At 63.3% G+C, this 19,632-nt stretch carries 14 protein-coding genes and 1 pseudogene; 6 read left to right on the forward strand and 9 right to left on the reverse strand.

The window, feature by feature from the left end:
- From VNH11_04985 to VNH11_05000, 4 genes are all read left to right on the forward strand, one after another.
- A partial coding sequence (locus VNH11_04985) for a methyltransferase domain-containing protein (protein HVA45723.1) occupies window positions 1-790 on the forward strand: 790 nt, incomplete at its 5' end.
- On the forward strand, window positions 787-1,977 hold the full coding sequence (locus VNH11_04990) for an NAD(P)/FAD-dependent oxidoreductase (GenBank protein HVA45724.1): 1,191 nt from the start codon (window positions 787-789) through the stop codon (window positions 1,975-1,977). The genes VNH11_04985 and VNH11_04990, both read left to right, overlap by 4 nt.
- A complete protein-coding gene (locus tag VNH11_04995; GenBank protein ID HVA45725.1) occupies window positions 1,974-3,077 on the forward strand; it encodes a type III polyketide synthase in 1,104 nt (367 codons plus the stop codon). Before VNH11_04990 ends, VNH11_04995 begins: the two co-directional genes overlap by 4 nt.
- Before the next feature lie 195 nt (window positions 3,078-3,272).
- A complete protein-coding gene (locus VNH11_05000) occupies window positions 3,273-4,259 on the forward strand; it encodes a PEP-CTERM sorting domain-containing protein (GenBank protein HVA45726.1) in 987 nt (328 codons plus the stop codon).
- Window positions 4,260-4,825: 566 nt separating this feature from the next.
- On the opposite strand, the gene VNH11_05005 is transcribed toward VNH11_05000, so the two are convergent.
- The 7 genes from VNH11_05005 to VNH11_05035 all read right to left on the reverse strand — a co-directional run bounded on the left by VNH11_05005 (window position 4,826) and on the right by VNH11_05035 (window position 15,056).
- On the reverse strand, window positions 4,826-5,797 hold the full coding sequence (locus tag VNH11_05005) for a trypsin-like peptidase domain-containing protein (protein HVA45727.1): 972 nt from the start codon (window positions 5,795-5,797) through the stop codon (window positions 4,826-4,828).
- A 116-nt stretch (window positions 5,798-5,913) separates the two neighbouring features.
- Window positions 5,914-7,686 carry a trypsin-like peptidase domain-containing protein gene (locus VNH11_05010; GenBank protein HVA45728.1) on the reverse strand — a complete coding sequence of 591 codons (1,773 nt, stop codon included), beginning with the start codon at window positions 7,684-7,686 and terminating at the stop codon, window positions 5,914-5,916.
- Window positions 7,687-7,709: 23 nt separating this feature from the next.
- Window positions 7,710-8,897: an NPCBM/NEW2 domain-containing protein gene (locus VNH11_05015; protein HVA45729.1), complete on the reverse strand. Its 1,188-nt coding sequence runs from the start codon at window positions 8,895-8,897 to the stop codon at window positions 7,710-7,712.
- A gap of 92 nt (window positions 8,898-8,989) precedes the next feature.
- Complete coding sequence (locus tag VNH11_05020) at window positions 8,990-10,042, reverse strand: hypothetical protein (GenBank protein ID HVA45730.1); 1,053 nt, start codon at window positions 10,040-10,042, stop codon at window positions 8,990-8,992.
- Window positions 10,039-11,853 carry a hypothetical protein gene (locus tag VNH11_05025; GenBank protein HVA45731.1) on the reverse strand — a complete coding sequence of 605 codons (1,815 nt, stop codon included), beginning with the start codon at window positions 11,851-11,853 and terminating at the stop codon, window positions 10,039-10,041. Before VNH11_05025 ends, VNH11_05020 begins: the two co-directional genes overlap by 4 nt.
- A gap of 212 nt (window positions 11,854-12,065) precedes the next feature.
- Window positions 12,066-12,788, reverse strand: coding sequence for a Uma2 family endonuclease (locus VNH11_05030; GenBank protein HVA45732.1), 723 nt, complete (start codon window positions 12,786-12,788; stop codon window positions 12,066-12,068).
- A 39-nt stretch (window positions 12,789-12,827) separates the two neighbouring features.
- Entirely contained in the window at window positions 12,828-15,056 is a 2,229-nt protein-coding gene (locus VNH11_05035) for a hypothetical protein (GenBank protein ID HVA45733.1), read from the reverse strand.
- Between the two features lie 130 nt (window positions 15,057-15,186).
- Here VNH11_05035 and VNH11_05040 point away from each other — a divergent pair, with 130 nt between their 5' ends.
- Window positions 15,187-15,423 (forward strand): hypothetical protein, encoded by a 237-nt coding sequence (locus VNH11_05040; protein ID HVA45734.1) that lies wholly within the window; start codon window positions 15,187-15,189, stop codon window positions 15,421-15,423.
- A gap of 20 nt (window positions 15,424-15,443) precedes the next feature.
- Window positions 15,444-17,645, forward strand: a complete 2,202-nt coding sequence (locus VNH11_05045; protein ID HVA45735.1) for a DUF4129 domain-containing protein — start codon at window positions 15,444-15,446, stop codon at window positions 17,643-17,645.
- Between the two features lie 68 nt (window positions 17,646-17,713).
- Here VNH11_05045 and VNH11_05050 read toward each other — a convergent pair.
- Together VNH11_05050 and VNH11_05055 are read right to left on the reverse strand one after the other, a co-directional pair.
- Window positions 17,714-18,088, reverse strand: a pseudogene (locus VNH11_05050) (Uma2 family endonuclease).
- 221 nt (window positions 18,089-18,309) lie between these two features.
- A complete protein-coding gene (locus VNH11_05055) occupies window positions 18,310-19,617 on the reverse strand; it encodes a glucose-1-phosphate adenylyltransferase (protein ID HVA45736.1) in 1,308 nt (435 codons plus the stop codon).
- Between the last annotated feature and the right edge of the window lie 15 nt (window positions 19,618-19,632).

The raw sequence follows: 19,632 nt of genomic DNA on the forward strand, positions 1-19,632 counted from the left end.
ATGCCGTTACGATCTGGACGACCGGCAAAACTCGAACTTGTCGCCGGGGCCCGACATCAAAGGAATGCGCCGCGTGCCGTTACTTTCGCTGAAGGCGCGTCGCCGCGAGCCTGAATGGATGGACCAGCCGGGTCTGGAGGCCGGCCTGCACCAAGACGCGCTCGCCGCGTTGCGCCGGGTCAACCGCATCAGTGGCACAGCCAGATGGCTGTGGCGGCCCATTCATCGTCTCGCGGGCGAAGGCGCCAGCCGGCCCTTGCGTATTTTGGATTTGGCCAGCGGTGGAGGCGATGTGGCGGTGGGTTTGGCACTCGAAGCACGCCGGGCGGGGGTCACCGTCGAAATCGACGGCTGCGACATCAGCCCCTTGGCGGTAACTCTCGCCCAAGCTCAGGCATGTGGCGCCGGTCTTACGCAACTGCGGTTTTTTAAGCACGACGTGGTTCGTGACGAACTGCCCCGTGATTACGACATCGTGACCTGCTCGTTGTTTCTGCACCATCTGGACGAAGCGGATGCCGTGCGGGTGATGCGGAAAATGGCCCTATCGGCGAAGCGGCTGGTGCTGATTGACGACCTCCGCCGGTCGCCGCTGGGGTATGCACTGGCATGGACCGGCTGCCGTATGTTGACGCGGTCGCCGGTCGCCCACACCGACGGTCCGCGCTCGGTGCGAGCGGCGTTCACGCTCGATGAAGTTGCTCGCCTGGCCGACCAGGCCGGCCTGGCAAGCTTTCGCTTGTCGCGGCATTGGCCCCAACGGTTTCTGTTGAGTTGGAGCAACTTATGAGCGCCGCGGGCGATTGGAATGCGAGCTTGCCGGCCGAGAGGTACTGTGATGCCGTCGTGATTGGCGCCGGACCCGCGGGGTCGATGGCGGCCCGAGAGTTGGCGCGGCGTGGCATGCGCGTCTTGCTGGTGGAACGAAAAACACTCCCGCGTTCCAAGGTCTGTGGGGCCTGTCTCAACCAGCGGGCGGTGTCGTGGCTGGAGTTGGCGGGCCTGAGCCATGTATTGCCGCAGCTCGGCGCCGTGCCCACGAAACGCTTCCGGGCATGTTGCGGCCGGCGGAGTGTCGAGATCGAGTTGCCCGGCGGGGCCGCCGTTTCGCGCGAGTCGTTCGATTTCGCCCTTGCACAGGCGGCCGTCGACTGCGGCGCTCAACTCTTGACCGGCACCACGGCAATGTTGCGAGACGTCGGAAGCGATGCCGGCGGCCGCGAAATCGAGTTGCGCGGCCCTGCCGGCAACACGCGGACGATTCAGGCGGGTGTCGTGCTGGCGGCCGATGGCTTGGCACACCCGTCGCTCGCTCAATGCCGTGAATTCGCGTGCCGCGTGCCGCGCGGCGCCAAGCTGGGAGTGGGCACGCGGACCGTCGACGCGCCACAGAGCTTTCAACCGGGCACGATTTATATGGCCATCGGTCGAGGCGGCTACGCCGGCCTTGTTCGCCTGGAAGACGGCAGCCTCAGCCTGGCGGCCGCCGTCGTGCCGCAAGCAATCAAACGTGCCGCATCTCCCGCGGCCGCCGTCGCCGCAATTCTCGCTGAAGCGGGAATGCCGGAGTGCGGTCTCGCCGCGGCCGGTCCGTGGCAAGGAACGTTGCCGCTGACGCAGTCCACCCCGCGTCCCGTCGGACACCGCGTCTTGGTGTTGGGCGATGCCGCGGGCTATGTCGAGCCCTTCACGGGCGAAGGCATTGCGTGGGCGCTGTCCGGCGGCCTGGCAGTGGCCGAGTTTGCCGAGCGCGGCCTGTGCGAATGGAACGCTCACGTGGAACAAGGCTGGTTGCACGCCTATCGCCGGCTGGTCCGCGACCGCCAACTCTGCTGCCGGGGATTTGCCGCGGTGTTGAGGCACCCGTCGATCGCCAGGATGGCGGTCCAACTCGCGTCGGCCTGGCCGGCAGTGTGCCGGCCGATTGTTCGCACTCTAAATCGTCCTGTACGGCCCCTGGAGCTTTGCCAATCATGAGTCTACACCTGGAAGCGATCGGCACCGCTGTGCCGCGGCACTTTATAGAACAAACGGACGCCGTGGAAGTGGCCCGCGACTTTTGTGCGTCGTCGTGCGTGCAACCGCGCGTGCTGGCCAGACTTTATGCGCGCTCCGGAGTGCGGACGCGGCACAGCGTCGTGTTGCGAGAATCCACCAATGGCGCTCCGGCGAACCAGTCGTTTTATTTGCCGGCCAGCGGCGTCGACGATCTTGGCCCCACCACGGCCGAACGGATGCGCGTCTATGAAGAAGCGGCTTCGCAGCTAGGCGTGAGGGCCGGCGCCGATGCGCTGGCGATCGCCGAGACCGCTCCGCGCGAAGTCACGCATTTGATTACGGTTTCCTGCACCGGCTTTCATTCGCCGGGCGTCGACGTGGCCCTGGTCCGCGAATTGGGGCTGGACGCCGGCGTGGCCCGCACGCACGTCGGTTTCATGGGCTGCCATGCCGCGCTCAATGCGCTGCGCGTGGCGAAGGCGTTCACGGACTCGCGCCCCGAGGCCTGCGTGCTGGTGTGCGCGGTCGAACTTTGCAGCTTGCACTATCAATATGGTTGGGACCCGGACCGGCTTGTCTCCAACGCCCTGTTCGCCGACGGCGCCGCGGCGGTGGTGGCCCGCAGTTCGCTTGGCTCGAAGGGAGGCCAGCCAGGCGGATGGCAGCTTATCTCTTCGGCATCGGCCATAGTGCCCGAAACGGAGGACGCCATGCGCTGGCATATCCGCGATCACGGCTTCGAGATGGGCCTTTCGGCGCGAGTGCCGGACTTGATCCGCGAGAGGCTGCGGCCGTGGCTGGCATCGTGGCTGGCGGATGCGGATTTATCGATCGAGGAGGTGGGATCGTGGGCGATTCATCCGGGCGGGCCGCGCATCTTAACGGCCTGCGGCCTGGCCTGCGATTTGAGCGAACCGGAGCTGCGCGCCTCGGCCGACGTGCTGGCGGAGTACGGCAACATGTCGTCGCCCACGATCTTATTCATTCTGGAGCGATTGCGCCGCCAATCGGCGGCCGGCCCCTGCGTGGCGCTGGCCTTTGGTCCGGGGTTGACCATCGAGGCCGCCTTGTTCCATTAACGGCCGTTTATGGCAATTGTCCAGGAAAAAACGCTCCATGCCGGTTTTTTTGTGGCCGAGAGTCGTCGCCCTGTTTCGCATAATCGGATTGCCCCGGTTACCGAATTTGGCTGTTTCTCCTTGCAGTGCCGGGACCGCCGATTATAATCCATTCACTCGTCATTCCGCGTTTTCACACTTAAAGGAGATTACCCCATGAAGTGGGTCGTTTTTGGGGCCGTGGTTCTCGCCATGTTTTCTTCGGTGCCGGCAGCCCATGCGGTTGCTTTTGTTCGGATCGGGATTACCGCGACGGACACGCCCAATGTCGATGGGACCTACACTTGGTCGTACGACATGCACCTGGAAAGCGGCAGTTTTTTTCGACGCGACACGTTTCAGCTTAACTTTCTGAGTAAGGACCTTTACAAACCCGGCAGCGAGACGGTTACAACGACAACTTATGGAGGGGATTCCTCGGTCACGTGGAATGCCAGCGAGAGCGGTGCAACGATCAACTTTTCCGCCTCGGACACGAATCCTACCGACCCGAACGCCGAATCTCGTCTGACCGACGTCAATTTCCAATTTATTTCCAGCGCTGGTCCCAATGGCTCAACCGTGGCCGGCTTTGGATCGGCGGGCGCGATCGATGAGCTGACCCAGGATCTTCTCGGGCCCGCTACCGCAACTACCCCCGGCATCTCGGACGTGAACCCTTTGGTCGTCCCGCTCAACACGGGAGCGGGAACCTACGATTTCACCGGAATTCGTTCCGACGTCTGGGTTGATCCTCCTACGACCTACGGGTATCTCTACGATTTGACTAGCGGTGGCACGATTACGGAAATCGCCGGTTTGCCAAGCGGTTACAGTAACTTGACGGTGGAAGACGGAAGCGGCAACATCATCGGCACAATTACCGATTCGGGCGCTATTTCCCCGTCAAACCCCTTTCCGATCAATCTTAGCGAGTTTCAGATCTTGGGCATTGCGCCTCCTGTGGACGGCACGAACTCCAATGCATTCCCGGTACTTCTAGAGTTCAGCAATGCAACGGGCAACAATCTGACCGTCACGCCGCTTGACGCTTCGACTCCTGAACCAACCTCGCTCCTTCTTTTCGGCTTGGGGATGGTGGGTTTGGCCGGTTCACGCTGGCGGCGCGGACGCCAATCCCAATCACTGCTGCTCGATGAGTAGGGCTGGAAAATGGGGTCGGGGAAAAGGGGAGAAGTAATTATTGACTCCGCAACGTATGCCCGACGCGCTGCGGCACCTCCCGCGCCCATCACGAGTGCCCTTGGAATCGTCGCGACTTCGGTTTTCGGCACGGCTTCCCCGAGGTTGAGCGTAGTCGGCAGGCCAGCGGCGCGGCCGACACGAAAACCCTCAAAGCCAGCCCTACGGTAGGAACGACGTAGGCGGACGATCGAGGGCGGGCGGTGGGCGGCCGATGTCGGAACGTCGCAAGTCGAAGCAGAAAAAGCATTTACGTCGATCGTGCCGGGTGGCGCCGCACCCGCGTCCGCGCCGAAACAAAAGCGCCGCGCGCGCGGCGCTTTTGTTTCGGCACGCGCCGCCCGCGGCGCGCGGCACGCGCTGGAGGTGCTCCAGGACCTCAACGTGCCCCTGACGGACGTCCAAGCGAAGCCGCGCCGCGGCTTCCTCTCATTGCCCGACGGCGGAGGAGGCCAGGGATTCCGGCCGCATCGCCGGTTCTGCCGGCACGTTTTCGGTCTCGGCCGGGCCAAAGGGGAGAAGTCCAATTATTGACTCCCTACCGGATACTTGTCCGGCGCCGCCAACTCGAACTCGATGAGTTGCCGCCCGCGAAGGACGGTGATCTTCACCTTGTCGGCACGATCGATGCGTCCCATTTCGGCCGCGAGCGCCTGACACGATTGCACCAGATGGGTGTTGAGGAAAATCAGCAGGTCGTCGGCCGAGAGACCCGCGGCGGCGGCGGGCGAGTTCGGCAGCACGCGCTCGACGTAAGGCGGCGTGCGGTCAAGCACGTCGGGCACCATCACCAGCCCGAGCGAGGCGAGATCCAAGGGGTGCTTTGGCTTCGTGCCGTCGTCGGTCGACGAGGCGGGCACAAACTTGCCCGCACGAATCGCGTCGACGGTGCCTAGGATCTCCGGCACCGGCACGGCATAGTTCAGCCAGGTGTTGCTGAGCGCGTTGCGCAGCTCTTTGCCCAACATGCCGACCAGCCGGCCCTGAGCGTCGGTCAAGGCGCCGCCCTGGGCGCCGGGATTGTTGGTCATGGCGTCGAGAATGTAAGCCATGCCGTGATAAGGCGTCTCGAAACGCCCCCGCCTGGCTTCCAACGGGGCCTTCACCGCCACAATGCCGTGTTGCACGCTGACCGGTTCGTTGCCGGTGGCCACGCCAAACAGGTTGCTGAAGGCCAGCACGCGGGATCCCGCTGCCACGTCCTGCGATTGCGTCAGATCGAAGTGCGGCAAGCCGGTGGCGTCGATCTTGAGCACGGCCACCTCCAACCGCGGGTCGGCGCCAAGCAGCTCGGCGTCGAACTTTCGCCCGTCGTCGAGCGTCACGCCCACGTATTGCGTGTCGAGCACGTAGCTCCAGGCAGTCAGGATGTGGCCCTCGGCAGAAATCAGAAAACCGCTCTGATAGGCCTCGAGGCCGCGGAAGCCGCCGGCACCGTAGATTTTGACGATCTTCGGCTCGACCTCTTGGACCACCTTGGCCAGCGAACCCGCGGCCATAGCCGCGGGGGCAGGATACGATGAAGCGCAGAGGGCCGCTACCAAGGGTAGAACGTACAAATTGCAAATTGCAAATTGATGTGGCTGACGCCTGACGCCTCGTTCCTGACGCCTGATCATTCTACGTGCTCCTTCCAACTTACATCGCTGAACGCGAACAGCCCGTAAACGTGGTCGCCGTAGCGGACCAACATCCGCGCGGGAACCTCGCGGCCATCGACCTCGCGATAGTCGGCAAAGTGCAGCTCGCAGGGATCGTCGTCGGGGTGCAGGTAAAGCTCCACGACGAGCAGGTGGCCGGAGGTGGCGTCGATGAGGAAATTGCACTCCACGCCGCCGAAAGTGCCGCTGAGCATATCGACCAGGCCCGCGTGTCCGGCCAGCGGCCCGGCTGGACCGCTCAGGGGCAGAGTGCCGTAGTATTCGACGCTGCCGAACTCTTCCGGACCCTTCACCAGCAAGCGGCGCCAAAGATAGAGCGCGGCCAGCAGGCCGCCGCTGCCCGGTGGAACAGCCGCGCCGACGAGATTATCGTCGATCGGTAAACTGGCTTTGCCGCCGGGCAAGCTGCACGCCACCAGATTCTCGGAGATGCGGAACTCGCTGTCGCCCGCTTCCATCAGTTGCCCGCGCAACACCCACTCGCCGGTCAGCGACGCGAAGTCGCCGCGGACGGTCAGCGTTTTCCACACGCGGTCGCGGTTGAGGCGATTGTAGTAGTAGTTGGCGTAGCCGCGTCGCGCGTCGTAGTGCTGTTTGACCACGGCGGGCACTTCGGCCTTCGGCTTTTCAGGCACGATGATCGGCGGCGGCGGGCGATCTTCGTCGTCCTTTTTGTCTTTGGGCTTTTCCGGACGCTTCGGCCTGGGAGCGGGTGGTTCGATGGCGGGCTTACCCGTCACCTTGTCGATCAACTCCTGGGCGCCGTGTACGCCCGCCAAACGCACCAGCACGTCGTGGCGCTCGCCACGGCGTCGATACGAGAGCGGCACGCGCCAGCCCTTGGGAAAGGTGCCCAGCACGTTCTTGAAGGCGTTGACTGTTTGAATCGGGCGGCCGCCGAATTCGAGCACTTCGTCTCCGTAGCGCAGTCCGCGGCGAAAGGCGTCGCAGGTATCGAGCACGTCGGCCACGAGCACGCGGCCGTCTTCCTGGCTCGCCAAGCGGGCGCCGAGCGTGGCGTGATCGACAATCCGCCCGCTGCGCAGGCAGCCCATGAAGTTTTTGATCTGGTTGATGGAGATGGCGTAGCCGACGCCCACGTTCACGCGGCCGCGTTTTTCGAACGAGCCGCGGCCGTTGATGCCGATCAGCCGTCCCTCGCTGTCGAACAGCGGCCCCCCGGAATTGCCGGGATTGATGGAGGCATCGGTCTGGATGCAGTCGGCGTATTCCAGCAGCGTGCCCGCCGGATACTGATAGCGATGCACTCCTGAGACGATGCCGTAGCTGACGGTTGGTTTGAAATTCGTGGCCAACAAGAAGGGGTTTCCGATGACGAACACCCAGTCGCCGGCCGACACGTGATCGCTGTCGCCCAACGCGGCGGTGGGAAAGTCGTCTCGGCCGAAGAGTTGAATCAGGGCCACGTCGCCGACCGGGTCGATGCCGACGACCGCCGCGTCGTACAGACCGCCGTCGGCCATGCCGCACCTGACGCCTTCGCCGGCGCCGGCCACCACGTGGAAGTTGGTCAGCGCGTAGCCATCAGGCGAAATGACCACGCCCGATCCGCCGCCCTGACCCTGATTGGTGAAGATGGCGACGGCGGCCTGTTGAGCTTTGGCCACCACCGCCACGCGCTGCGCTTCGGCTTCGAGCACGGCGCCATCGACATCCGCGCGGGCGGGCAGCGCGGCCCAAAGGAGCATCCCCAGGGCGCCCAGCATACTTCTGCCAATCGAACGGCCGTTCACTGCAAAATCCTTGCGTCACAAAGGTCGAACAGGTCCATGACTTCCCCGTTGGCGCCGAAATCGGCCACGATTTTCACTCGTCTCACTCCGCTCACATCCAGGTCGATGGCCAGCGGCTCCTGCGTGCCGGTCACGTCGGTCTCCAACAGCGGCTTGTCGTCGCCATAGATCGCCAGTCGCACCGCGCCGTCGGGCCGGGCACGCGAATCGATGCCCGCCACCGCCGTCAACCGCTTGAACTCACCCGCCGGCAACCGATACACGATCTCGCTGCGGCTGCATAACGCGACTCCCTTGGCGAAAACCGTGCCGCCGATCTTCAAATCTCCGCCGTCCAGAGCCTCGTTGAACCTGGGCCTGAACCAACGAGCCACCGAAGCCGGCAGGTTGGGACCCGAAACGTAAGCCTTCCAAGTCGCCGATTCCGGCTCCAGGTCGCTAAGATATTGTACCCGCGCGGTGATGGCCGCGAGTTGATCCAGCGGAACTTCCTGTTTTAGCCCGGCCGGGGTCGTCACTCGCAGGCTGCCGCCGGCGAGCGTGGCTTCGCTGACTTCCAGGCGCGAGCCCGACGCATCGACAAGCTGGCAGATGCTGGCCGGCAGCTTTTTGCCCGACGGGTGGTAATAGACCATGCCGGCGACTTTCGAGCGTTTGACCGCGAGTTTTTCGTCGTCGAGCGTAAAGGCGACGGTCGTATCGGTTATGTCGCCGAGCACGCCCGGCTGATAGTCGAGCGCGCCCTTTTTATGGACCACGATCAGATCGCCCGCGGCCTCGCTGCCGACGATTTTGCCCCACTGCGAGGCCAACTCAGGGTTGAACGGCTGAAAGCGGACATGCCCGACGGCGGCGGTCGCCAGCTCGACGACCCGCTTATCGGTCAACTGAATGCGTGCGGTCCGCTCCGCTACGGTGTACTGCGTGGCAACAAGCTGCGAACCATCGTTCAACTCGATCCAGGCGGCAGGCTTCTCGTCGGGCACGCTCGGCTTGGCGACGCGCGAGACGTCCGAAAGCCTGGCCAGCGGAACGGTCAAACGCATCTGGGGAGTTTCAAAGGCCACGCCCTCGGCGTCGATGCCGACAAGCTCACCATAATAGGTTTGCCCGTCGGTGGTCTGCAACTGAAACTCCGCGTCGGACGTCATGGCCAACGCCACCAAACACGCGATAGAGATCATCAAGGCTTACCTTTCATAAGGGTCGACGGTAGACAGTAGACGTGGGTTCGATATTAGCGAGTTTCCAGTCATTCCCCTCTACCGTCTACCGTCTACCTTTGCTCTGTCTCAGCCGCCAGCTTCCGAAAGTATTGCTCGATCGCGTCGCGATAGTGAGGCGGAAAATCCTTGCCGATCTGCTGCAATGCCTCTTCGCGCTGCTTGGGCGGCAATTCGCCCCAGCCCGAAGTGTTGCCAATGCGGCGGCGATCGACGTCGCCCGCTCCCTGCATGCGCGCAATGCGGCTGTCGGGCATGGCCTGCTGAGGCTGCGGCATCGCGCCGGCTCCCGCGGAATTCTGCGACTGCTTCGATCGGTCTTCCATTTCCTTAATCAGTTTATCGAGCGCGGCAATCACGTCGTCTTCCACCTGCCGCACTTTCTTGCCGGCACGCCCCAAGGCGAGTCGCCGCCGCACGTCCTCCATTTGCCTGGAAATGTGATCGAGCGATTCGTCCTTGAGCGCGTCCAGATCGCTCTTCATCAGGGCCGCGATCGACCGATAGCGGTGGGGTATCCCAGAAACGTTATCCAACAAGGTCTGAATGGCCTTGAGCCCGTGCTCTTTGTCGAGCAGCCGGTGATAGACCACGGCTTGGTAAAATAAAAGGGTCGCGGGATCGACGACGTCACCGGGCACCAGTTCGCCAAGCTGGGCAAGCGCCTCGTCATACAGCCGCTCCTGGGCCAGCCATCGCCCATAAATTAGGCGTAAGTTGTTGCGCTCGAAGGCAGGCAGATCCTCGCTTTTCAGCCATTCTTGAGGAGCCAGCGGGCCGATTGGGCGAGGCTTGGCAGCGAGCGCCGCCAGTGACGCCGCCCGTTCGTCGGCGAGAGCAAATGTGCTGGCCAACCGGTCGAGCAGGCCGGTCTGTTGTCCGTCTTGCCAGAGCTGCTGGGCGGCCTGCCGCGTGGCGTCGTCGCCTTGCCGCGCCGACAGCCACTCCATCGCCTTTTGGCGAACCTCCTCAACGCTCGCGGGCCTGAACTTCGGCTCGCTGTTCAGCGCGCCAATCTCGGCGACTCCGGCCGCGCGCACCGCAACAGCGCCGCAGACGACCAGCAGCACGATCGAGGCCGCACATCGCCGATTTGACCCGTTCATTCGTTTTTCCCCAGCACAATGTCTCGCGTTGTCCGATAAATCCGCTCTTCTCGCTGGCTGAGCTTCTCCAGTGCTTCAAGCAACTCGGCCTTGTCCGCCTGGCCCTCGTCGCCATCCACCAGCTTGGCATAGTTGGCGGTGCGCTTGTTGACCCGCATTTGCAAGGCACGGATCATCTTCAGCTCGGCGATGGCATCGACCAGCGGCGGCTCTTGTTGCTCGCCCGCCTGCTGTTGTTGCTGTTGCTTCTTTTCTTCATTTTCTTTCTGGGCCTTTTGGAATGCGGCAATCATCTCCTCCAGTGCGGCCAGGATGTCTTGCTCGGTCAACTGTGTGATCTGGTCGACCTTGGCCTCTGCCAGGCGCGCCGCCACCTGCTCCATGTCTTCGCGCAACTCGTGGACGGCCTCCGGGAATGCAACTGACGTGCCGTCCTCGCGCAAGAGCATTTCCGCCCCCGACAGTTCTTCGAGAATGGCCCGCTCGTGCCGGCTTAGCCGCCCGGCCTCAATTTCCTCATTCTGCGTGCGGTCTTCCAGCTTGACGCGGTCGACGCGGACGGTGCCTTCGTAAACTTCGGTCTGCATTTGCAGCATTTTGCGGAAGCGGGCTTCGAGCAAGGCTAACGAACGCTCGACTTCTTCTTCGCGAAGCTGTCGCAGCACCTCTTCGAGCCGGGCCTTGGCCTCTTCCAGCTTGCGGCGGGCCTGTTCCTGGTCTTCCGCGGCTCCCTCGCGCTTGGCTTGTTCGAGCTTCTTGCGGGCCTCATCCATCGCCTGTTGGGCCTCGCGCACCCGTTGCCGGGCGGCCTCGCTATCGGAGGGCGGCGGCTGGTCCGATTGACTTTGCTCTCCCGCCGGGGTTTCACCGGGCGGCGGCTGCTGGGGCTGACCGCCCTCTTGCGGCTGACCGGGCGATTTCTGACCGTCGGCCGGTTTTGATTCTTGTGGCGACTGGCTCTTGCCGTCGGCCGGCTTTTGCTCGCTTTCGTCGGCCGGTTTCTTTTCTGATTTCTTTTCTGTGCCGGACGACTTTTCGTCACCGCCGTCCTTAGGTTGACCGTCCTGGCCCTGGCCTTGCTGTCGGTTGTCAGCGTGCTCGCCGCTCTTCTCCTTGTCGTCTTTCCGGTCGTCTTTTTGGTCGTCCGGAGATTTGCGATCGGAGTCGTCGTCCGATGGTTTGCGTTCCTTCTTCGATTTCGAATCGGCATCGGGCGCGTCGCTCATATCTTCAGCCAGCTTGCCGGTCTGCTCGCCGAGCTTGCCTTGGCTTGGAGCGAGTTTCTTGGGATCTCCGCTGCCCTGAGTCTGGCCTTGGAGTTGTTGCTGCTTGTTGATCAGCTCGTTGATGCGGCGGATCTGCTCCTTGATGCGTTCGCGCTCGCTCTTCAGTCGGTCCGCGCGCTGCTCGCTGAGCAGCAAATCGAGCAGTTGCTTGAGGTCCCCTTCGACCTCCTTTTGGTTCGTGACGGCGGTGGCCAACTGGTCGCGCTTGAGCAAGTCGACCAGGCGGTCGAACTGGACGCCGATCAGTTTGTCTTTGCTCTGACCGACGGCTTTGCGGAGCAGGGCCGCCCGTTTGGGATCGCTCGCGGCCGTCAGTTCCGACATCCGCAGCAGCACCTCCTCGAAGCGCTGATACTTCCGCAGCACCTGCTCCTGGGACAGCGGCAGCTCGGCGGCCTTGTCGGGCTCGGCCACTTCTGGCCTGGCCGGAGGTTCATCGGCTGGGTCGGCCAGCACGAGTCGAGACGGAACCGCCAGCACGCTAGAGAGGAAAACGATCTTGAGGATTATGCACCCGACCTTCATGTTCGATCCCCGCGTAAGCTTAGCCATCATCTTAGTTTAGGCGTTTACATCGCATTGGTCCATCACGTGGATCATCCGTATGCAGGACGTTCATGCGGGTCGGTGTTTCCGCTATGGGGCGACCGTCTCCCGTGGGATAGTCGATTGTGATAGGCGTTGTGGCCATTGTTTGCTCCACTCTGCATCTCTAAATCCAAGACAGTGAACGACCGCTAAGCGTCGTCTTCGGTGTGCCGGCCGTTGCCTCCCTGCTGGCGTTCCAGTTCCGCGAGCCTGCGCCGCAAGCGTTCGGCTTCTTGCTCGGCCCGCAGGCGTCCCTCCCGCTCCCGAAGACGCTCCTCTTCGGACCGCGCTAGCTCCGCTTCGGTCTTCGTAAGCAGGCACTTGCCGGTCGCGGGGTTGTAAATCTGCAACTCTTCCCCCACCGCCTCGAACTGAGGCCCCTCGAGCACTTCGCTGGGCAAGCGGCCATCGACGGCTTCCATCGGCACGTATTGCCCCTCTTGCAGCCGAAAACCCTGCAACCGCGGCTTCAGATACTCGCCGCGCGGGTCGAACAGATAGTATTCCCGTACCCGCAGCACGTCCCGATACAGAGCGTGCTTTTTCCGCTGGTCCTCGCGCCGCGTCGACTTGCTCGTCACTTCGATCACCAGATCGGGGCCGCGGCCGCCTTCCTCCCAAGTGAAATAGGCGTCGCGCCGCTTGTCTTTCGGTATGCCCAAGGTCACAAACACGTCGGGCGACACGTGCTGACGCGGATTACCCTCGACGTAGTACATCAACATGTTGCCCGCGACATAGACGTTGGAGTCTTCCTCGAACCAGTGATCGAGCACGTGGATCATCCGAATCAGGACGCTCTGGTGGACCGGTGTTTCCGCCAAGGGACGACCGTCTCCTGTGGGATAGTCGATTGTAGACGTCGTGGCCATCGCTTCGCTCCCTAACGCCCCCCTCACAGTTTACGCCCGTTAATCCTCGTCATCCAAGAGCGATCGCAGCTTTTTGCCGCGTTCTTTCTTGGTTTGTTCCGACACCTGCTGCTGCGCGGCAATGATCTCGCGCAACAAGTCAACCGCCTCGTTGAAACTTTCCAACTGCAGCATCTGGTCGCGCACCTTTTGCAGGGCCACGATCATAAGGTCCGCTTGCTCGATGGCCGGCTTGGCGGCATCGGTGTGCGCGGCACTGCCCGCCAGTTGCTTCTTTAGCGTCGCCAGGCTGCGGCCGAGCTGGGCGAATTGCACGTCGACGATCTGTTTGAGCGGACCGGAGATGCGGTCTTTGAGCCGGATGCGCAGCTCTTCGGTATCGACGCGGTTATTGACCAGCTCGTCACGGATATCGTCGAACGCCACCGCCACGCCGCGCGTCTCTTCGGCATTTTTCTGATTGTTCTGCTCGGCACGCTCCACTCGCAACAAGTTGCGCTGCAAAACGGTTTCCGCGGCGGCCTCCTGTTCTGCATCCGCCGGCGGCTTCTCGGCCCGTTCGCTCGGCGCTGTTTCCAGTGCCGCCAACGAATCGCGCGTGTCCGTGACTTCTTGAATGATCGTTTCGAAACGCTGACGCAAGTTCAGCTCGCGCGTTTCCATCAGTGCCAGCAACTGGTCGGGGGTGACGACGTCGAGCAAAAAACGCTCACCCTGGGCGACGTTCGGCTCGTCGGCGGCAGGCGGCGCACGGTTGTCAGCGGCTCGCGCGCCCACCAGCAGCTTCTGGCCGGGCTTAAGCTCCAATTGCGCCACTTCGAACGGAAGATCCACATCCACCTGGCTGCGGCTGGCCGGACTGGCCAGATCGCTCCGGCGTGGGTCATCGTCGTCGATGGTGTATTCCAGCCAGATATGGTCGACGCCGTAATCGTCTTCAACTCGCCCCTTCAGCGGCAGCCGCGCTTGCGGCGTAATGGCCGAGCCGATGCCCTCGATACGCACGTCGACTTGCGGCGGCTCGTCGGCCACGGCGGTCAAGGCGAGCTGGATCGGGCCGCGGTTGGCCACGCCGTCGGCGTCGAGCAGCGAAAACGAAAACGTCTGGTCCGACGCCAGCCGGTCGATGGTGAAATGGAAATCGCGGCCTCCGTCGAGCACAAACTTGCGGGTCTGCGGCGCGTCGTCCGCCAGGTAGTCGATCTGTGCCTGACGCAGGTTCTTGGTCGCGTGGGCCCGCACTTTGATCCGAGTGCCGATGGGCAAGGGCATCACGCCCGTCACCGGCACTTCGGCGGCGGCCCGTTTCATATAAGCCGGGTACTCGCACGCCAGGGTCAGGCCGAGATTCGGGCTTTCCACCACCCGCAGCCGCAGACCGCGCAGCCGTGCGTCGCCGCCCACCACGTCGAAGGCGACGCCCGACAACACACTGCTGAAGGTATAGCGGTAATCCTGAAACGCGTTCTCGCCCGGCGCGGCGGTGCCTTCGCGGACCATCATGCCGCGGTCTCGCTTGCCGTCGTCGGTGCGGTAGCCGACTTCGACGACCTGCGGCACCACGCGTCCCGGCGCGGCATCGGCCTGCACGTGGATTTCGAAGTCCATGCCGCGAGCCACCACCTGCTCGCGCTGCGGATTGTCGAAGCCCTCGATCCGCAGGTGCGTGTTGCGGGGCCACGGCTCGTCGGTGATCGTAGTCAGCCGCCGCAGGCCAAACCGCAGCATGTCGGGCGAAGCGACGGCGGCGGCGACGAGGGAAACCAAAATCGCGCCGGAGGCAATCCATGCCCGGCCAAGGGGACGGAAGCTGAATACGGCGCCGAGCTGCACGTTACGCGACCGTCGGTCGGCCTCGCGGCAGGTCTCCGTCAACATTTGCCGTCCAAACTCGTCGATCTCGGTCGCCGGCTCTCGCGGCGAGGTCAACTCGACCGCGGTCACCAGGCTGTCTTGCAGGTTGCCGAACCGCCGCTCCAACAAAATGGCCATGCTGTGGTCGCTCAGCCGGGCCAAGAGACGTCGCAGCAGAAACCAGACCGCCGACGCCACGCCCGCCACACCGATCGTCGCCAGTAGCCCGTAGCGCACCGCGCGGGGAGGCTCGAAGAACCAGTCGGCGCCGAGCGCCAGCCAGAACGACGCGCCCACCACGGCGATGGTCGCCGCCAGCCCCTCATACCAAACATAGCGGCGGATGCGGCGGCGCAGTGCGGCCAGGAGTTGGCGAATGCCGGGAGCGATTTCGGGCGAAGGTTCCGTGACCATGAGTTCCATTCTACTCGATTCGCCGCCCCGCGGGTCAGGCGTTTCAGGCGTCGCGTGATCCCGCCTGTGTGATTTGCGCTCTGCAGACGATATAATTGCTGTCAGGCAACCAACTGAAGAGCATACTTTCATGAGGCGAGCAATCCACTTTCTGGGTCGATTATCGGTGCTCATCGGCGCCTGCCTGACGGCCGGCTGCGAACCGCCGCCGCCCAAGCCGCAGGATTTGGGGCGCATTATGTATAACCCCGCGGAAGTTCCCGGCACGGACCAGCCTTACGCGCTGCCGGAGTACCTGCGCAACATCCAGCCCGAACAGCCAGAACTGCCAGAACATCCTGAGGAAGGGCGGCCGCGCGGCGAATAATGGCCAAGTCGCGCCCCCAGATGACTTCGGTCGATTATGTGGTCATCGCCCTCAGCCCCTTTCTGATCATGCTGCTGGTGGGCAGCCTTTCGTTTTTTCTTTTGGAACTGGGCTACCGTGGCGAGCTGACCACGCGGCTGCGCTGGATTCTGTTCTGGTTTGTGATCGGCACGGTCGGCATTGCCCGCATCTCGATGGAGGAGGGCGCCGAGCGGGCCAGCATCTATGGTCTGGGACTGGCCGGGGCAGTGGCACTGGCGGCTTGGCGGCTGGTCGATTCGCCTTTTCTCTGTTGGGGACTGATGGCCGTCGTCTGGTGGTGTGCCCACAAGCTTACCTGGGACTGCACGCTCATCGACGAAGAGCAAGACGCTTCGGGCGAAGGGCTGCTGCAGGTCGCCGGGCTGGAGGAAGGAATTGGCAACGGTACACCCGCGGCAGGCAGCTCGGACGACGAAAAGCCACGCCGCCGGAACTGGTGGCAGCGGTTTTTGGAAAGCCCCGAAGAACGCCGCAAGCGGCCGCACGCACCGGGCGTATGGGTGATCTACTTTTCGCTGGCCGCATTGCCGCTGTTCGGTTTGGGCCAGGCGCTGATTCCGGCGGGCGACATCGAGCGGCGACGGACCGCGTTCTGGCTCCTGGTGTGGTACGTGGCCAGCGGCATGGGCCTGCTGTTGACGACCAGTTTCCTGGGACTGCGGCGGTATCTCAGGCAGCGAAAACTCGAAATGCCCGTGTCGATGACGGGCGTCTGGTTGGGAGTCGGCGGCACGTTGATCGTGCTGTTGATTCTCGTGATGATGCTCATCCCCCGCCCCAGCCCGGAATACCCGGTCGAGGAACTGATCGCCAACGCCATCCGCTCGCCGGTTCAACAGGCGTCGCGACATGCCGTGATGCGCGACGGCGGCGTGCAGCAGGGCCCGGCCGACGCCAAGCCGGCCAATCCGCCGCACGACGATTCGCAAACGAACCGCTCGCAGCAACCCGAACAGAAAGACCCGCCCGGAGGACAGCAACAGGCGGGTGGACAACAGCAGGGCGGACAACAGCAGGGCGGACAGCAACAGAGCGGGCAACAACAGGGTGGGCAACAACAGGGCGGGCAGCAACAGGGCGGGCAGCAACAGGGCGGGCAGCAACAAGGCGGGCAGCAACAAGGCGGACCACAGCAGGGCGGGCAACAGCAGGGCGGACAGCAGCGGAGTGGGCAACAACAGGGTGGGCAACAACAGGGTGGCCAACAGCAGAGTGGGCAACAGCAGGGCGGACAACAGCAGGGCGGGCAGCAACAAGGCGGACAACAACAGGGCGGACAACAACAGGGCGGACAACAACAGGGCGGGCAGCAACAGAGCGGGCAGCAACAGGGCGGGCAACAGAGTGGCCAGCAACAGAGTGGCCAGCAAGCGGGAGGTCAACAACAAGGCGCGCAGCAGCAGGGAAATCAGCAACAGACTGGGCAACAACAGGGAAGCCAGCAGCAGAGCGGTCCGCAAAACCAGCCCAAGGAACAGCCGCGTAATCAATCACCGGCTGGACAACCGCCGACTCAGCCATCGGCCGAACGACAGCAAGAGCGACCGTCCGACACGAACCAACAGCAGGGCCAGCAACCGCAGGCTGGCACATCGAAGCCCGAAACGCCTCCGCCACAGCCCTCGCGACTGCCAAAACTCCCCAGCCTTTCGCTGGCCGGCTGGATCCGCTGGCTGATGTGGGGCGCGCTGGCAGTGGCGGCCATTATCGGCTTCTTGCGATATCGCGAACAAGTCATCGCGTTCCTACGGCAACTTTGGGCCGAGTTGCTGGCACTCTGGGGCGAACTGTTCGGTGGCCGCAAGACAAAATCGGCCGATGTCGCGGATCCTGAGCGGCTTGAGCCGCCACGTCCTTTCGCTGCATTTCGCAATCCCTTCGCGTCGGGCAAGGACGATCGCCTCCCTCCGGAGCAACTCGTGCGATACACCTTCGAGGCGCTCGACGCCTGGGCCTTCGAGCATCAAGCGGCGCGGCGGCTGGACGAGACGCCGCTGGAGTTCGCCGACGCCGTCGGCGACCGGCATCCCGCCTTGGCGCAAGACACGCGCCAGCTCGCGCGGCTCTATTCACAGATGGTTTATGCCCGTACCAATCCCACGCACGACTGCCTGCCGCTGCTTCGCCGCCTTTGGGACGAGATGACTCGCCGCGCGCGTCAGCCGGTCGGAACCTCGTAGGGTAGGGCTGACATGCGCAGAATCAGCGGTGCTCCAGAATCCGGGTGAGGGCCGAACAACCTTCCGCTTCACTTCTTGACCGTTTGTGGCGACCGCTTGCGTCGCACGGCCAACTCGGCCACGAAGCGCTCGTGCTCGGCGGACCGCAGGCCCTCCTGAAGCCGGTCGAGTACCTGCCGCAGGTTGCCCGACAAAAGTGCCTGGCCGTCGAGCCAAAGGCCGGGAAAGATTCGCGAGCGATAAAGTCCGTCTGCATTGGGCGAAAGAAACTGGTAGCGGCCGTCGACGAGCACGTGCCAGCGGATTTCCTGCTCGAAGACCACCACGGCCAGATACTCGGGAATGCCGGCTGACTGATAAAGCCTGAATTTCTGGTGCAGATCGTAGGAGGCGGTAGAAACGGAAACTTCCGCCAGCAACTCGGGCGTGCCGTGCAGAAATTTGTCTTCGACCCGCGACCCGCCGCCATACTCCGCGGGTCAAATGATCGCCGGCCATCAGCGGCGCGACGCGCTGTTCGGTTACAATTGCCATAGTGCCACCTCGTCCTTTCATTCTAGGTGTCCGGTCGCGGAGCGCCAATCATTCAAACGTGGACGGTAGACAGTAGACGGTAGACAGGGATTCGCAAATCCACCAATGCCCACCGTCCATCGTCTAACGCCTACCCCGGCGACAGTGCGTCGGACAACTTCCAGCCATCTCGCAACACCGCCTCTTTCGGTGTCACGATGATCCCTTCGCAAACCATGGCCTGGTCGCTGTCGGGCGTCGTTTCGATGCCCCGCTCGTTAAGCAATCGCACCCGCCGGCCAACATGGCAATTCTTGTCGACGATCGCCCCCTCGACCACCGACCCTTCGCCGATGGCCAGCGGCGGAATGCCGGCGTTGCAGTCGGCGGCCATCATTGCCGGCGACTGGAAAAAGTCGTTGCCCATCAAGACCGAATTGCGGATGGTGACGTTGCGGCCAATGCGGCAGCGCAGACCGATGACGCTGTTCTCGATGGTCGCCCCGCTCTCAATGTGGCAGCCGTCGGCCACGAGGCTGTTTCGCACGGTGGCCCCCTCGATGCGCGTGGGCGGCAGAAACCGCGGGTGCGAGTAAATCGGCGCATCGGCCGACGTCAACTCGAAGGACGGCTCCGGCCTGGCCAGATCGAGATTCGCCTGGTAGAACGACTTGATCGTGCCGATGTCTTCCCAGTAGCCGTCGAACAGATGCACGTGGACTCGGTGCGTGCGAATGGAGGCCGGGAAAATTTCTTTGCCGAAATCCCGGTAATCCGTCTTCGTCAACAGCTCGACCAGCGTATCGCGGTTGAAGAGATAAATGCCCATGCTGGCCAGCAGGTCGCGGCCGCGGCTGGCGATGCCTTGGGCATCAATCCAGGCGGGGTCGGTCCGCATATGCCGCACCTCCGGCTCGGTTTTGGGCTTCTCCAGAAAGCCGGCCACCGCGCCCGAGGCATCGAGCCGCAAAATGCCCAACTGCGAAGCTTCGTGGCGGGCCACCGGCAAGGTGCCGATCGTGGCCTCGGCTTTGTTGCGGCGGTGCGTCACCAGCATGTCGAGGTAATTCATACGGTAAAGCTGGTCGCCCGACAGAATGAGCACATACTCGATCCCCGGCTGCTGCAAGGCCCGCAAGTTCTGCCGCACGGCGTCGGCCGTGCCCTGATACCAGCCGGCGTTTTCGGGCGTCTGCTGCGCCGCCAGGATTTCGACGAAGCCGCCGTTGAAGGCGTCGAAGCGATACGTCTGCCGGATGTGCCGGTGCAGGCTCACCGAGTTGAACTGCGTGAGCACGTACATCCGATTCAGGCCGCTATTGATGCAATTCGAGAGCGGAATGTCGATCAGCCGATACTTGCCGGCCAAGGGCACCGCCGGCTTGGAGCGGACCTTCGTCAGCGGGTGCAGCCGTGTCCCGCGCCCGCCCCCCAGAACCATCGTCAAGATATTTTTCATCGCCTGGAACCCGTT

Source organism: Pirellulales bacterium, assembly GCA_035533075.1.
In the GTDB taxonomy this organism is placed as follows: Bacteria; Planctomycetota; Planctomycetia; order Pirellulales; family JAICIG01; genus DASSFG01.